The following is a 15,497-nucleotide window of genomic DNA, read 5'->3' as shown; positions in this document are numbered from 1 at the left end:
CCAGCCGGACCGGAGGTGCGAGGTTGATCGGCATGCTCGGATGTCGGATAGGTGATGGAGGGTGCGGGAGACCGGTGACATGGTGCGGCGATGGGGGAGATCTCTGCCGGGCCCCGGCTGCTGGAGCGGTCCGGGCAGCTCGGCGCGCTGCATCAGGCCTACGAGACGGTGCGCGGCGGGCGCGGTGGGGTCCTCGTGCTGCTCGGCGGGGAGGCCGGCGGCGGTAAGACCGCGCTGGTACGGCGGTTCCGGGCGGAGTGCCGGGCGACCCGCCCGGTGCTGTGGGGCGCCTGCGATCCACTGCGGACGCCGCGACCGCTGGGGCCGTTCCTGGAGATCGCGCACGACGGCGGCCCGATCGCCGGCCTGGTCGAGCGCGGCGCGAAGTCCTACGAGCTGGCCACCGGGATCATCCGCGACGTGCGGGAACGCCCCGGCTTGGCGCTGGTGCTGGAGGACCTGCACTGGGCCGACGAGGCCACCCTCGACGTGCTCAGCGTGCTCGGCCGGCGCATCGAGGCGATGCCCGCGCTGATCGTCGCGACCTATCGCAGCGACGAGGTGACCGACCGGCGGCATCCGCTGCGCCGGCTGCTCGGCGAGCTGCAGGGCGACGCGATCCACCGGATGGCCGTCGCGCCGCTGTCCCCGGAGGCGGTCGGTGAGCTGGCCGCCCCGCACGGGCGTGACGGGCGCGCGCTGCACCGGGTGAGCGGGGGCAACCCGTTCTTCGTCACCGAGGTGCTGGCCCGCGACGACGGCGACGTACCGCTGACCGTGCGCGACGCGGTGCTGGCCCGGGCCGCCCGGCTCGGCCCGGAGGCGACGGCGGTGCTGGACGCCGTCTCGGTCGTCCCGCAGCACGCCGAGCTGCACCTGCTGGCGGGCATGCCCGGGCTCGACGAGGCGCTGCGGGCCGGGATGCTGGAGAGCGTGCCGGGCGGGGTGGCGTTCCGGCACGAGCTGGCCCGGATCGCCGTGGAGGAGTCGCTCGCCCCGCACCGGCGGCTGGAACTGCACCGCGGCGTGCTGCGGGCGCTGCTGGCCGAGCCGGAGCGGGCCGACCCGAGCCGGGTCGCCCACCACGCCGAGGCGGCCGGCGCCACCGACGTGGTGCTCACCTGGGCGCCGCGCGCCGCCGAGCAGGCCGCCGGGTCGGGCGCGCACCGGGAAGCCGCCGCGCAGTACGCCCGGGCGCTGCGCTTCGCCGCCGGCCTCGCCCCGGCCGAGCGGGCCGGCCTGCTGGAACGCCGCTCCTACGAGTGCTACCTGACCGAGCAGACCGACGAGTCGATAGTGGCGCTGCGGGAGGCGATCCGGCATCGCCGCCGGATCGGCGACCGGCACGGGGAGGCGACGGCGCTCTCCCTGCTGTCCCGGCGCCAGTGGTGCGGCGGCTACCTCGAGGAGGCCGCCGCGTCCGGCCGCGAGGCGCTGCGGCTCCTCGACGACGTGCCGACCGGCCCGGAATACGCCATGGCCTGCACCAACCAGGCGTCGATAGCGCTCAACATCGAGGATTACCCGGACGCCATGGAGCTGGGCGGCCGGGCGCTGCGCCTGGGCGAGCGGCACGGCAGCGTCGAGATCGTGGTGCACAGCCTCAACAACCTCGGCACCATGCAGCTGCTCGCCGGGGAGCCGGCGGGGATCGGCAAGCTGGAGCGCAGCCTGGCGCTGGCCGAGCAGGCCGGGCTGGAGGAGCACATCGGCCGGGCGTACATCCACGCCGGCTGGTCGATGACCCGGGTCCGGTCGTACCACCTGTCGTCCTGGCTGGACCGGGGCGTGACCGCCTGCGCCGACCTGGGGCTGGAGGCGTGGAAGCACTACGTGCTCGCCTACCGGGCGCGCTACCACCTCGACATGGGCCGCTGGGGCGAGGCGGCCGCGGACGCCGGGGAGGTGCTGCGCGACGCCAAGCCGGTGCCGCTGCTGCGGCTCATGGCGCTCGCCGTGCTCGGGCTGATCCGGGCCCGCGGCGGTGACGCCGACCCGTGGCCGGCCCTGGACGAGGCCCGTGACCTGGCCGCCGGCAAGGGCGAGCTGCAGTACCTGGCCCCGGTGGCGACCGCCCGGGCCGAGGCCGCCTGGCTGGCCGGCGTCCCGGTCGAGCCGGAGCTCACCGAGACCTGGGAGCTGGCGCTGCGGCGGCGGGCCGCGTGGGTGCTCGGCGAGCTGGCCTGGCTGCGCCGGTTGGCCGGGGGACCGGACGCCGATCTGGCCGGGGTCCGGCTGCTGGAGCCGTACGCCCCGCAGCTGGCCGGCGACGTGGCGGGTGCCGCGGAGTGCTGGCGCAAGCGGGACTGCTCGTACGACGCCGCCCTGGCACTGGCCGGCGCCGGCGACGAGGCCGGGCTGCGGGCCGCGCTCGCCGAGTTCCAGCGGCTGGGCGCCCGTCCGGCCGCCACGATCGTCACCCGCCGGCTGCGCTCCCGCGGAGTGCGGGACATCCCGCGGGGCCCGCAGCGCCGGACCCGGGAGAACCCGGCCGAGCTGACCCGGCGCGAGGTCGAGGTGCTGGCCCTGATCCGGCGCGGCCTGTCGAATGTGGAGATCGCCGAGCGGCTGTTCCTGTCCACCAAGACCGTGCACCACCACGTCTCCGCGATCCTGCGCAAACTCGGGGTGTCCCGCCGTGGCCAGGCCGTGGCCGAGGCAGCCCGTCTGGGGCTGACTCCTTAGCCGCACCCGATGGGGGCGTGCCGTGAGATGAGAAAAATTCTCAGCGATGACGCTTGATGTTCTTGACCGGCGCGAGTGTTAGCGCTCACACTCATCCCGGTTCTGACCGCGCCTTCCCCCGCCGGAACCGTCCTCCGGCGCGCTGTCTCCGTTCCCTTCCCCCCAAAGGAATACGTCCATGCGAAGAACCGCGCGCTGGTCCGCGCTGAGCGCGGCCGCTGTGGTGCTGTCCACTCTGGTCGTGCCGTCACCCGCCGTAGCCGCCGACGGCCTGATGCTGTGGTACAAGCTCGACGAGAAGTCGGGCACGGTGGCCACCGACTCCTCCGGCAACGGCCGGAACGGGAGCGTGAGCGGGACCCCGTCCTGGGGTGGCGACGACGGACTGGCCTTCAACGGGTCGAACACGTACGTCAAGCTGCCGGACGACATCATGTCCGGATTGGACTCGATCTCGGTGTCCTTCGACGTGTACCTCGACGCCGACCAGCCGACGCCGTACTTCCTGTACGGCTTCGGCAACACCGACAACGCCACCGGGTACGGCAACGGCTACCTGTTCGCCACCGGCAACTCCCTCCGCGCGGCGATCTCCACGGCGAACTGGACCAAGGAGCAGAGCACCCAGCCCGCGGCGGCCGAGTCGCTCGCCCGTGGCACCTGGAAGCACCTCGCGTACACCCAGACCGGCACCACGGGACGGCTGTTCGAGGACGGCGTGCCGATCGCCACCAACACCTCGGTCACCATCAAGCCGGGCGACATCGGTGGCGGCAGGACGACGGCGAACTACCTCGGCAAGTCCGACTACAGCGGTGACCGGCTCCTCAAGGGCAAGATCAAGGACTTCCGGGTGTACGACCGGGCGCTCGGCGACACCGAGGTGCGTACCCTGGCCGGCCCGGTCGTCGCCGACGAACTGGCCGCCGACCGGGCCGCGCTGACCCTGGGCGACACGTCCGCCCTGGCCGCCGACCTCAGCCTGCCGGCGACCGCGCCGCACGGGTCCGCCCTGTCCTGGTCGACCAGCGACCCGGCGGTCGTCACCGCCGGCGGCGTGGTGACCCGGCCGGCGGCCGGGCAGCCGGCCGCCACCGCGACGCTCACCGCCACCCTCACCCGCGGCGCGTCGACCGCCACGAAGACCTTCGCCGTCACGGTGCTGCCGAAGCTCGGCGACGGGGAGGCCGCGAAGGCGGCGGCCGCCGCGCTCGTCGTGCACGACATCGACGACGTCCGGGGAAATCTGACGCTGCCGGCCACCGGCGACAACGGCGCCGTGGTCACCTGGTCCTCGGACCGGCCGGACGTGATCGACGGCTCCGGTGTCGTGCACCGGCCGGCGGCCGGCAAGGGGCCGGCCACCGTGGCCCTGACCGCGACGGCGCGGGTGGGCGAGGCCTCGGCCACCCGGACGATGACGGCGACGGTGCCCGAGCTGCCGGCCGCCGCCGCCAAGACCGGCTATCTGTTCAGCTACTTCACCGGTGAGGGCACCGCGAACGGCGAGCAGCTCTACTTCGCGGTGAGCAAGGCGAACGACCCGCTGTCCTACCGCGAGGTCAACGACGCCAAGCCGGTTCTCACGTCGGAGCTGGGCACGAAGGGCCTGCGCGACCCGTTCATCATCCGCTCGCCGGAGGGCGACAAGTTCTACCAGATCGCCACCGACCTGAAGATCAACGGCAACGGCGACTGGGACGGCTCGCAGCGTCGCGGCAGCAAGTCGATCATGGTGTGGGAGTCCACCGACCTGGTCACCTGGACCAACCAGCGGCTCGTGAAGATCTCCCCGGACACCGCCGGCAACACCTGGGCGCCCGAGGCGTTCTACGACCGCTCGATCGGCGCGTACGTCGTCTTCTGGGCCTCGAAGCTCTACGACCCGGCGGACACCGCGCACGCGGGGAGCACGTACAACCGGATGATGTACGCCACCACCCGGGACTTCTACACGTTCAGCGAGCCCAGGGTGTGGAAGGACCCGGGGTACTCGGTGATCGACTCGACGATGATCGAGCACGACGGTACGTACTACCGGTTCACCAAGGACGAGCGCAACAACACGTCCAGCACGCCGTGCGCCAAGTTCCTGATCGAGGAGAAGTCCACCTCGATCATGAGCACCGACTACCAGTTCGTCCGGGAGTGCATCGGCTCCGGCGCGGTCAGCGCCGGTGAGGGGCCGCTGGTGTTCAAGTCGAACACCGAGGACCGCTGGTATTTGTTCATCGACGAGTTCGGCGGCCAGGGCTACGTACCGTTCACCACTACCGACCTGGCCGCAGGCCTCTGGACCAAGGTCTCGTCGTACTCGCTGCCGGCCAGCCCCCGGCACGGCACCGTCCTGCCGGTCACCCAGCGGGAGTACGACCGGCTGCTCGCCACCTACCAGCCGAACCTGCTGGTCACCGCCGTGGACCCGGTTCCGTTGACCACGCCGGCGGGCACCGCGCCGGCCCTGCCCGCGCGGGTCACCGCCCGGCACGCGGACGGCTCGTCGGCCGGTGTCGCGGTGGTGTGGGACGCCGTGCCGCCCGCGGCGTACGCCCGGCCCGGCACGTTCACCGTCTCGGGCACCATCGCCGAGAGCCAGAACGTCAAGGCCACCGCCGTGGTCACCGTCCCGGACGTGGACGCGCCCACCGTGGGCGCCGTCGTGTCGCCGGCCGAGCCGGGCACCGGCTGGTTCCGGACTCCGGCGACGGTGACGGTGACCGCCACCGACGCCGTGGACGGTGCCGTGGTCCCCAAGGTCCGGGTCACCCGCGCCGGCGAGCCGGCCGGTCCGTGGGTGGACCAGGCCCAGCCGCTGACCCTCGGCGCCGACGGCATCCACGTGGTCGAGTACACCGCCACCGACGCCGCGGGCAACAGCTCCGGCACGGGCTCGGTGACCGTACGGGTCGACACGACCGCGCCGGTCTCGCAGGCGACGGTGGACGCCGACGCCCGTACCGTGAGCCTGCGGGCGGCCGACGGCCACTCCGGCGTCCGCGGCCTGGAGTACTCGCTGGACGGCGGGGCGACCTGGTGGGCGTACACCGGGCCGGTGCGCGTGGGACGGGCCGCGACCGCGCTGCTCTACCGGGCGACCGACGTCGCCGGGAACGTCGAGACGGCGAACCGGGTCGTCGTGCCGGCCGTGGGTGTCGTGCCGGCGCCGACCACCACGAGGGCCACGGTGCGGCCGGCGAAGGCGACCTACGGCACCTCGCCGGTGGTCGACGTGACGGTCGCCGGCGCGTCCGCGGCGAAGCCCTCGGGCGTCGTGCGGGTGCTGCTCGGCGCCACCTCGGTGGGCGACGGTGTGCTGTCCGGCGGCCACGCCCGGATCCAGCTGGCGAACACCATCGGCGTGGGAACCAGGAAGCTGCGCGTGGTCTACGCCGGCGACGACAGGTACGCCGGCTCCTCGGCGGGGCTGACCCTCGAGGTCGTCGCCGCGTCGTCCAGGACGACGGTGTCGGCGACGGCCGGCCGGGTCCGCGCCGGCGGTAAGACGCACCTCACCGTCCGGGTGCGCAGCGTGTCCGGGGCGCCGGCGTACGGAACGGTGCGGGTGCTCGCGGTCAACGGCACATCCCGGATCCGGGTCACCGCGACCCTGACCGGCGGCCGGGCCGTCCTGGACCTCGGTCCGCTGACCAGGAGGGGCACCTACCGGATCGAGGCGCGGTACTCGGGGTCGGGCACGGTCACCGGCTCCGCCAGCTCGGTGCTCAGGATCCGGGTGGTCCGGTGATCGGCTGACCGGCCGGCGGCCGCGGCATCCGATGTGGAGCGCCGCGGCCGCCGGCCGGTCCCGATCGGCTCAGCCGCCGAGCAGGGCCCGGATCCCGCGGGCCAGGGCGGCCCGCGCGGACTCGACAGGCAGTTCCATCGCCTCCCGCAGCGTCGACCAGGCCGGCCAGAGGCTGATCGTGGTCAGCGCGTTGAGCAACTCCTCGTCGGACCCGATCTCCTCCGGGAACGTGCTGGTCAGCTCGTCGCGCACGCGGGCGACGTGAAGCCTGCGGTACCGCTGCAACCCGATGGAGAACGGTTCCTTCAGCGCCGAGGCGCGAGCGGCCGGCCCGATCTCCTCCAGCATCCGGGCCCGCTGCCGGCAGAACGCGTCGATCCGCTCGGCCAGCGGCAGCTCCGGCGAGATCTGCCGGTAGGACGCGTCCCGCTCGTCCAGGACCCGCTGCCCGCTGGCCGCCATCAGCGACTCCATGTCGGCGAAGTGGCTCCACAGCGCGCGCAGCGAGACCCCGGCCAGCTTGGCGATCCGGTCCGCCGTGGGGCGCAGGTCGCCGTCCCGGATCAGCCGGAGGTGTGCGTCGACGATCGCGTTGCGGGTCCGCTCGGACCGGGCGGTGCGACCGTCGACGCGCGGCGGCTGGGTCACGGACGGCTCCGGTAGCGGTGCAGTTCCCGCCGGGCCAGCGACCGCTTGTGCACCTCGTCGGGGCCGTCGGCGAGCCGCAGCGTCCGGGCCGCCACCCAGAGCTGGGCGAGCGGGGTGTCCTGGCTGGTGCCGGCCGCGCCGTGCGCCTGGATCGCCTTGTCCAGGATCCACTCGACGGTCTGCGGCACCACGATCTTGATGGCCTGGATCTCGGTGTGCGCGCCCTTGTTGCCGACCGTGTCCATCAGCCAGGCGGCCTTGAGCACCAGCAGGCGGGCCTGCTCGATGCGCACCCGGGACTCGGCGATCCAGTCCTGGACGACGCCCTGCTCGGCGAGCGGCTTGCCGAACGGGGTGCGCGCCAGCGCCCGCCGGCACATCAGCTCCAGGCCGCGCTCGGCCATGCCGATCAGCCGCATGCAGTGGTGGATCCGGCCGGGGCCGAGCCGGGCCTGGGAGATCGCGAAGCCGCCGCCCTCCACGCCGATCAGGTTGCTCACCGGCACCCGGACGTTCTCGAAGATCAGCTCGGCGTGACCGCCGTGGTCACCGTCGTCGTACCCGAAGACGGTCATCCCGCGCTTGACCGTGAGGCCCGGGGTGTCCCGCGGCACCAGGACCTGGCTCTGCTGCACGTGCCGGTCGGCGTCCGGGTCGGTCTTGCCCATCACGATGAAGATCTTGCAGTTCGGGTTCATCGCGCCGGTGATGAAGAACTTGTGGCCGTTGATGACGTACTCGTCGCCGTCCCGCTCGATCCGGGTGCCGATGTTGGTGGCGTCCGAGGAGGCCACCTGCGGCTCGGTCATCGCGAAAGCGGACCGGATCTCCCCGGCCAGCAGCGGCTTGAGCCAGCGTTCCTGCTGCTCCGGGGTGCCGAACTCGGCGAGCACCTCCATGTTGCCGGTGTCCGGCGCGTTGCAGTTGAACGCGGCCGGTGCGATCGCCGGGCTGCGTCCCATGATCTCGGCCAGCGGCGCGTACTGCAGGTTGGTCAGCCCGGCGCCGTGCGAACCCGGGAGGAACAGGTTCCACAGGCCGGCCTCCTTCGCGGCGGCCTGCATGGTGGCCAGCACGGCGGGCGGCTCCCACCCGTCCCCGGCGGCGTGGAAGTCCTTCTCGAACGGGTAGATGTGCTCGTCCATGAACCCGAGCAACCGCTTGCGGTAGTCCTCGGTCGTCGCGTCGAACTCGAAGTCCATCAGTGTCCTTCCAGCGCTCGGTGGCCCTGCTCGATCAGCTCGGGCACCATCGCGCCAACGGTGTCGAAGCCGGCGCCGACGGTCTGTCCCTTGGTGTAGCGGTAGTGCACGCCCTCGAGGATGACGGCGAGCTTGAACGCCGCGAAGCCGACGTACCAGTGCAGGTCGCCGACGTCGCGGCCGCTGCGCTGGGCGTACCGGGCGGCCATCTCGTCGAGCGCCGGGTGGCCGGGCAGGTCGGCCGGGGCGACCGGTTTGCCGTCCTTGACCAGCAGCGGGCGGCCGGCGTAGACGAGCATCAGGGCGAGGTCGCTGAGCGGGTCGCCGAGCGTCGACATCTCCCAGTCGAGCACCGCGTTGACCCCGAGGTCGTCGCCGATGAGCACGTTGTCCAGCCGGAAGTCGCCGTGCACGACGGCGCCCGGGCCGCCGGCCGGGATGTCCGCGGCGAGCCGGGCGTGCAGCTCCTCGATGCCGGACAGCTCCCGGCTGCGGCTCGCGTCCAGCTGCTGCTTCCACCGGCGCACCTGACGGGCGTTGAAGCCCTCCGGCTTGCCGAAATCGCCCAGCCCGATCTTCTCCGGGTCGAGCGAGTGCAGGTCGGCGAGCGTGTCCACCAGGGTGAAGGTCAGCTCCCGCAGGTCGACCCCGGCGAACTGGCCGGCATCCCGGTAGATCGTGCCGTCGACGTGCTCCATCAGGTAGAACGGTGCGCCGATGACCGAGGCGTCGGCACACAGCAGGACCGGCCTGGGCACCGGGAAACCGGCCTGCGAGAGCGCGGCCAGGACCCGGTGCTCGCGGGCCATGTCGTGCGCGGTGGGCAGCACGTGCCCGAGCGGCGGCCGGCGCAGCACCCAGCGGTTCGTCCCGTCGGTCACCGCGTACGTCAGGTTCGACCGGCCACCGGCGAACATGGTCCCGGTCAGCGGCGGGCTGTCCAGGTACGCCTGGAGCTTCGCCAGGTCCAGGCCCTTCATCGGGCCGCCTCGAATCCGCGCTGCATCTTGTTCATGCCGCCTAGCCAACGGTCCGGATCGGTCGCGCGCAAGCGGTAGTAGTCGGCGACTTCCGGATGCGGCAGGATCAGGAACCCGGTCCCGTCGAGCGACCGGGCGACCAGGTCGGCCACCGCGGCCGGTTCCAGCGCCCCCTCGGCGAGCAGTGCCGCGCTGCCGCTGCCCCGGGCGTCGTCGCCGGTCAGCATGTCGGTGCGGACGCCCTGCGGGCAGAGCGCCTGGACGACCAGGCCACGGTGGGCGTAGGTGGCCCGCAGCCACTCGGCGTAGGCGAGCGCCGCGTGCTTGGTCACCGAGTAGCTCGCGCTGCCCAGCAGGGTCAGCAGACCGGCCGCGCTCACCGTGACGAGCAGGCGCTTCGGCGTCGCCGAGTCGAGCCACCTCGGCAGCAGCGCGCGGGTCACGTAGACATGCGACAGCACGTTCACGCCGTAGTCGCGTTCCCACAACCGGTCGGGGGTGTTCTCGTCGCCGGGCGAGAGCACGCCGGCGTTCGAGCAGAACAGGTCGATGTCGCCCAGCTCCGAGAAAGCGGCGTCGACGAGGCGCCGGGTGTCGGCCTCGGACGCCGCGTCGGCGGTGATCGCGAGACCGCCGATGTCCGCGGCGACCGCCGAGGCGGCGTCCGCGTTCAGGTCGCTGACGATCACCCGGGCGCCGTCGGCGGCGAACCGCCGGGCCAGCGCCGCGCCGATCCCGCCACCGGCGCCGGTGACGACCACCCGCTTCACTCGACCACCCCGGTCAGCGTCACGCCACCGTCGAGCACGATGGTCTGCCCGGTGATCCACGAGGCGTCCGGCGAGCAGAGGAACGCCACGGTGCCGGCCACGTCCTCCGGGGCGCCCAGCCGCTTCAGCGGGTACGTCGCCGTCACCTGCTCCTCGCGCCCCTCGAACAGCGCCGCCGCGAACCGGGTCTTGACCACCGCCGGTGCCACCGCGTTCACCCGGATCTTCGGGGCCAGCTCGACCGCCAGCTCCTCGGTGAGGTGGATCAGCGCGGCCTTGGTGGTGCCGTAGAACGCGATACCGGGCGCCGGGCGTACCCCGGAGACCGAGGAGATGTTGACGACCGACCCGCCGTTCTCGGCCAGCCCGCCGCGCAGCGCCTCCTGCACCCAGCCGAGCGTGCCGATCAGGTTGACCTCGGCCATCTTGCGCGCCGCGTTCAGGTCGAGGGTGGCCAGCGGCCCGTACGCCGGGTTGATCCCGATGTTGTTGATCAGCGTGGTGACCGGCCCGAACTTCGCGGTCACCGCCTCCACCACGGCCGTCCGGTGCCCGGCGTCGTCGCCCTTGCCGGCCACCCCGATGGCCACCTCGGAGCCGCCCAGCTCCTTCACCGCGGCCTGGAGGGCGTCGGCGTCCCGCCCGGTGATCGCGACCTTCGCGCCCTGGGCGACGAAGCGTTGCGCGATGGCGAACCCGATACCGCGACTGGCCCCCGTCACGACTGCCACCTGATCCGCCATCGCACTACCTCCTGGAAAATTTATGCACTCAGTGTGCGGATATTACGCTGCCGGGATTCCGTTCTGCGGGGGTGTCACGGGTTGCGCGGTGTACGGCTGTACCGCACCGTCCCCGTCGTCGGTGGTGTACGCCTGCCCGAAGAACTCCGCCTTGCCGTTCTTGACGGTGGTGAGCTGCTCCCCGCCGTACCCCGCGTGATCCGTGGCGGAGAACCGCAGCGGCACCAGGCCCGGACCCTTGAACCCGTTCTTCTGCACCGCGTCGATGATCGAGTCACGGGTCAGGTCCTTGCCGGCGTTCTGCAGCGACTGGACGAACAGGTACGCCACGGACATCCCGTACACGACGTTGTTGTCGAACTCCGCGTTGTTGTTGTACTGGGCGTTGACCTTCTTGTAGAGCTGGATCCACGGACTGGCGTCGTCGGTGGTGAGCGGCAGGTAGTTGGTCGAGACCACGCCCTCCAGCAGCGGCGCGGCGGCCCCCAGCGCCTTGCTGACGGTGGCCGGGTCGGCGCCCACGTTGCTGACCACGAACTGCGGCTTGAAGCCGATCTTGGCGGCGGTGCCGATCGACAGCGCGGTGAAGCCCGGGATGGTGGCCATCAGCACCACCTGGCAGCCGGCCGCCTTGAGCGCGCCCATCTGCGGGCCGACGTTCGGGTTGCTGGTCACGTAGCTCTGCTTGGCCGCCACCGGGCCCAGGGTCTTCTCGATCCCGGCCAGGCTGTCCTTGCCGAAATCGTCGTCCTGGCCCAGGAAGCAGGCCTTCTTGCCGGCCAGGTTCTGCTTCACGTAGGTGCCGAGGATCTTGCCCTCGACGGTGTAGTCCGGGTTGAAGCCGAAGGTGCCCGGATACTTGTCCGGCTGGTTCCAGTTGCGGCTGCCGCTGGCCACGAAGAGGTCCGGCACCTTGTTGGTCTTCAAGAAGTCCAGCACGCCGGTGTGCGTCGGGGTGCCCAGGCCGTTCAGGATCGCGAACACCTTGTCCTGCAACACCAGCTCCCGCACCACCTGCTGGGTGGTCGCCGGGTTGTAGGCGTCGTCCTTGACCTTGTAGGTGATCTTCCGGCCGTTGATCCCGCCGTTCGCGTTGACGAAGTCGAAGTAGGCCTTGGTGGCCGGCGCGATCTTGGAGTAGCCGGCCGCGGCCGGGCCGGTCAGCGGCATGTGCGTGCCGACGACCACCTCGCTGTCGGTCACCCCCGGAACGCTGCTGCCGGATCCGCTCGTCGAAGAGGAGCCGTCACAGGCCCCGGCGAAGAGAAGGACGGTGAGGAACACCGCCGTGGTGCGTTTCATCGCTTCCTCCACAGATTGAATCGAATCGATGCGAGCCCGCCCGGGGCGGCGAGCATGACGACTACGAGCACCACGCCGAAGACCACCAGGGCGAGGTTCCCCTCCAGGTGTTGCGATCCGGAGCTCTCCCCGGCCGACTGCGCCAGCGCCGGCAGCGCCACCAGCAGCACCGCTCCCAGCAACGCGCCGACCAGCCGGCCCAGGCCGCCGATCACGATCGCCATCACCAGGAACAGCGACAGGGTCAGCGGGAAGGCGCCGGGTGAGACGCTCTGCGCCAGCACCGCGAAGAGGGCGCCGGCCAGACCGGCGCAGGCCGCGCTGACCACGAAGGCCAGGACCTTGGTACGGGCGACGTCGACCCCGGCCAGCCGGGCCGCCGTCTCGTCGTCCCGCACCGCGCGCAGGTCCCGCCCGAACCGCCCGCGCACCAGGGTGGCCAGCGACAGCACGGTGACCAGCGCGCCCGTCCAGCAGAGCCAGGCCTGCCAGCGTTCCATCGGGATGGTCCCGGGCGGCGGGTCGAGCGCCACCGACAGTCCCATGTCGCTGTTGAACGTCTCGTCGAACGTGCTGGTCACCGACGGCACCACGACCGCCACCGCCAGGGTCAGGCCGGCCAGGTAGGGTCCGCGCAGCCGGGCCGCGGCCAGCCCGATCACCACACCGGCCAGGGTGGTGACCAGGATCGCCGCCACGAAGCTGACCGGCGTGTGCAGCCACCGGTTCTGGGTCAGCGCGAACGTGTAGGCCCCGGTCGCCATCAGCGCGCCGTGCCCCAGCGACAGCTGCCCGTTCAGTCCGGTCAGGACGGTCAGCCCGGCCGTCACCGTGAAGTAGGCGCCGATCGTGGCCAGCTGGTAGTTCCGGAACGGCGGCAGCGTGTAGGTCAGCAGCACCACCAGGAGGGCGCCGATCACGATCGGCACGACCGGCCAGATCCGCTTCCGCCGCCGGACGATTTCCGGTACGGCGGCCGCCGCCCGCTTCTCTTCTACGTCCGTCACGCCAGCCTCGCCTTCGAACTGGAGAAGAGTCCGCCCGGCCGGCCGAGCAGCACCACCACGAGCAGGAGCAGTACCGCCATCGGGGCGACGGTGGCGCCCAGGTAGCCGCTGACGTAGGAGAGCAGCAGCCCGACGACCAGCCCGCCGGTCACCGCTCCGATCGGGCTGTCCAGCCCACCCACCACGGCCGCGGTGAACGCCGACACGAAGACCACGTCCATCGCCGTCGGGTGCAGTCCCAGCTCGGTCGGGACGACCAGCATCCCGGCCAGCGACCCGACCGCGGCGGCCAGCGCCCAGCCCAGCGTCAGCATCCCGCCGACCGGCACCCCGAGCAGTCGCGAGACGTCCGGGGCGAACGCGGCGGCCCGCATCCGCAGGCCCACCGCCGTCCGGGTGAACAGCAGCGTGAGCGCGACCACCACGGTGCCCACCGCGGCGAAGACGAAGACGTCGTAGCGGCTCAGCAGCGCGATGCCGCCGACCTCGAACGCGTCCCGCCGGAACGGCGTCGCCACCGGCCGGTACTCGTTGCCGTAGACGATGCCGAGCACGCCCTGCACGATCAGGACCAGGCCGAGCGCCACCACCACGCCGTTGAGCGGGGAGGAGTGGTCGACGAAGCGCATCACGGTCTTCTCCACGGCGACGCCGAGCAGCAGACCGAACGCGATGGCGGCGAGGAAGCCGAGCCAGTAGGAGCCGGTCGCGCCGGTCACCGAGTACGCCACGTAGACGGCGGCGACGGCCATCGCGCCCTGTGCGAAGTTGACGATCCGGGCGGCCCGCCAGATCAGCACCAGGGCCAGCGCGAATGCGGCGTAGACCGCGCCCCGGCTGAGCCCGTCGAAGGTCAGGTAAACGAATCTGTCCATCGGAACCCGCTCTCTCAGAAGCCGAGGTAGGCGTGCCGCAGATCGGCGTCGTCGCGCAGCTCGACCGCGTTGTTGCGGGTCACCACCCGGCCGAGCGCCAGCACGATGCCCTCGTCCGCGACGGACAGCGCGCTGCGCACGTTCTGCTCGACCAGCAGCACCGCCAGCCCGGTGCGTTCCCGCAGGTCGCGCAGGAGGGACAGGATCTGTGCGGTGATTTTCGGGGCCAGGCCCAGCGACGGCTCGTCGAGCAGCAGCAGCCGGGGACGGCCGATCAGCGCCCGCCCCAGCGCGAGCATCTGCCGCTCGCCGCCGGAGAGCTGGTGCCCGGCGCTGGCACGTCGTTGTGCCAGCGCCGGGAAGAGGTCGTAGACCTCGTCCAGGGCGCGCGCCGCGTCCCCGCGGTCGCGCCGCCACAGCCCGCCGAGCCGCAGGTTCTCGTCGACGGTCAGCTCGGTGACCACGCCGCGGCCCTCCGGCACGTGCGCGATGCCGCGGCGGACCAGGTGCTCGACGCGTACGCCGCGCAGGTCCTCGCCGTCGAAGACGACGCTGCCCCGGGTCGGCCGGACCAGGCCGGACAGGGTGCGCAGCAGGGTGGTCTTGCCGGCCCCGTTCGCCCCGAGAACCGCGATGATCTCACCGGGTTCGATGCTGAACCGCACGTCGTGCAGCACCGGTGCGGCGCCGTAACCCGCGGTCAGGTCGTCCACCTCGAGCAGCGCGCTCATGCGGCCGCCCCCAGGTAGGCCTCGGTGACCTTGTCGTCCGCGCTGATCTCGGCGGGGGAGCCGAGCGCGATCGGTTTGCCGAAGTCCAGCACCAGGATCTCGTCGCAGACCGACATGACCAGATCCATGTGGTGCTCGACCAGCAGGACCGTGGTGCCGGCGTCCCGGATCAGGCCGGCCAGCCACTGGATCTCGTCGGCGTCCAGGCCGCCGGCCGGCTCGTCGAGCATCAGGATCCGTGGCCGGGCGGCCAGGGCGCGGGCCAGCTCGACCCGCTTGCGGATCGCGTAGGGCAGCGCGCCGGGCGGGGCGTACGCGTACTCGTCGACGCCGCACCGCCGCAGGGCGGCGAGCGCGTCCCGCTCGGACTGCCGCTCCCGGCCGGCCCGGATGCCGACCTGCACGTTCTCCAGCACGGTGAGGCCGGCGAACTGGCCGACGCCCTGCAGGGTGCGGGCGATGCCGAGCCGGTTGAGGTGGTGCGGTCGCGGCCGCCAGGCCCGGCCGTCCAGGGTGAGCGCCCCGGTGGTCGGCGTGACGAAACCGCAGATCACGTTGAAGAGGGTGGTCTTGCCGGCGCCGTTCGGCCCGATCACCCCGACGATCCGTCCGGCGGGCACCCGCAGACAGACGTCGTCGAGTGCGGTAAGGCCGCCGAAGCGAACCGTTATGTGGTCGAGCGCGAGCTCATGAGCAGGGGATTCCGTCGACATGGCCACCTCGTCTGGACAGCAGAGGTCCACAGTGGAGCGTGATGGTCAACTATTTACACTAGGAGTGTAACTTTCTGATCGGACGCGTCAACTACT

General features: G+C 72.1%; 12 protein-coding genes. 2 read left to right on the top strand and 10 right to left on the bottom strand.

The window, feature by feature from the left end:
- Positions 1-90 precede the first annotated feature (90 nt).
- Together Actob_RS40020 and Actob_RS40015 are read left to right on the top strand one after the other, a co-directional pair.
- Positions 91-2,685 carry an ATP-binding protein gene (locus Actob_RS40020; RefSeq protein WP_284917173.1) on the top strand — a complete coding sequence of 865 codons (2,595 nt, stop codon included), beginning with the start codon at positions 91-93 and terminating at the stop codon, positions 2,683-2,685.
- A gap of 178 nt (positions 2,686-2,863) precedes the next feature.
- A complete protein-coding gene (locus Actob_RS40015; protein ID WP_284917172.1) occupies positions 2,864-6,430 on the top strand; it encodes an immunoglobulin-like domain-containing protein in 3,567 nt (1,188 codons plus the stop codon).
- Positions 6,431-6,499: 69 nt separating this feature from the next.
- Here Actob_RS40015 and Actob_RS40010 read toward each other — a convergent pair whose 3' ends face one another.
- The 10 genes from Actob_RS40010 to Actob_RS39965 all read right to left on the bottom strand — a co-directional run bounded on the left by Actob_RS40010 (position 6,500) and on the right by Actob_RS39965 (position 15,401).
- Positions 6,500-7,078, bottom strand: coding sequence for a TetR/AcrR family transcriptional regulator (locus tag Actob_RS40010; protein WP_284917171.1), 579 nt, complete (start codon positions 7,076-7,078; stop codon positions 6,500-6,502).
- The gene (locus Actob_RS40005) at positions 7,075-8,280 is read right to left on the bottom strand and encodes an acyl-CoA dehydrogenase family protein (protein ID WP_284917170.1); all 1,206 of its coding nucleotides are present in this window, start codon (positions 8,278-8,280) and stop codon (positions 7,075-7,077) included. The genes Actob_RS40010 and Actob_RS40005 overlap by 4 nt, the downstream gene beginning before the upstream one ends.
- Complete coding sequence (locus tag Actob_RS40000) at positions 8,280-9,260, bottom strand: phosphotransferase family protein (RefSeq protein ID WP_284917169.1); 981 nt, start codon at positions 9,258-9,260, stop codon at positions 8,280-8,282. The genes Actob_RS40005 and Actob_RS40000 overlap by 1 nt, the downstream gene beginning before the upstream one ends.
- Positions 9,257-10,030: an SDR family oxidoreductase gene (locus Actob_RS39995; protein ID WP_284917168.1), complete on the bottom strand. Its 774-nt coding sequence runs from the start codon at positions 10,028-10,030 to the stop codon at positions 9,257-9,259. Before Actob_RS39995 ends, Actob_RS40000 begins: the two co-directional genes overlap by 4 nt.
- A complete protein-coding gene (locus tag Actob_RS39990) occupies positions 10,027-10,752 on the bottom strand; it encodes an SDR family oxidoreductase (RefSeq protein ID WP_284917167.1) in 726 nt (241 codons plus the stop codon). Before Actob_RS39990 ends, Actob_RS39995 begins: the two co-directional genes overlap by 4 nt.
- A 63-nt stretch (positions 10,753-10,815) precedes the next feature.
- Positions 10,816-12,075 (bottom strand): ABC transporter substrate-binding protein, encoded by a 1,260-nt coding sequence (locus Actob_RS39985; RefSeq protein WP_284917166.1) that lies wholly within the window; start codon positions 12,073-12,075, stop codon positions 10,816-10,818.
- Positions 12,072-13,082 (bottom strand): branched-chain amino acid ABC transporter permease, encoded by a 1,011-nt coding sequence (locus Actob_RS39980; RefSeq protein ID WP_284917165.1) that lies wholly within the window; start codon positions 13,080-13,082, stop codon positions 12,072-12,074. Before Actob_RS39980 ends, Actob_RS39985 begins: the two co-directional genes overlap by 4 nt.
- A complete protein-coding gene (locus Actob_RS39975) occupies positions 13,079-13,957 on the bottom strand; it encodes a branched-chain amino acid ABC transporter permease (RefSeq protein WP_284917164.1) in 879 nt (292 codons plus the stop codon). Before Actob_RS39975 ends, Actob_RS39980 begins: the two co-directional genes overlap by 4 nt.
- 14 nt (positions 13,958-13,971) lie before the next feature.
- Positions 13,972-14,688, bottom strand: a complete 717-nt coding sequence (locus Actob_RS39970) for an ABC transporter ATP-binding protein (RefSeq protein WP_284917163.1) — start codon at positions 14,686-14,688, stop codon at positions 13,972-13,974.
- Positions 14,685-15,401, bottom strand: coding sequence for an ABC transporter ATP-binding protein (locus Actob_RS39965; RefSeq protein WP_284917162.1), 717 nt, complete (start codon positions 15,399-15,401; stop codon positions 14,685-14,687). Before Actob_RS39965 ends, Actob_RS39970 begins: the two co-directional genes overlap by 4 nt.
- Between the last annotated feature and the right edge of the window lie 96 nt (positions 15,402-15,497).

The sequence above is a fragment of the Actinoplanes oblitus genome (genome assembly GCF_030252345.1).
Taxonomy (GTDB): domain Bacteria; phylum Actinomycetota; class Actinomycetes; order Mycobacteriales; family Micromonosporaceae; genus Actinoplanes; species Actinoplanes oblitus.
The sequence above is the reverse complement of the archived record's forward strand: the minus strand, read 5'-3'. Positions and strand labels throughout refer to the sequence as shown.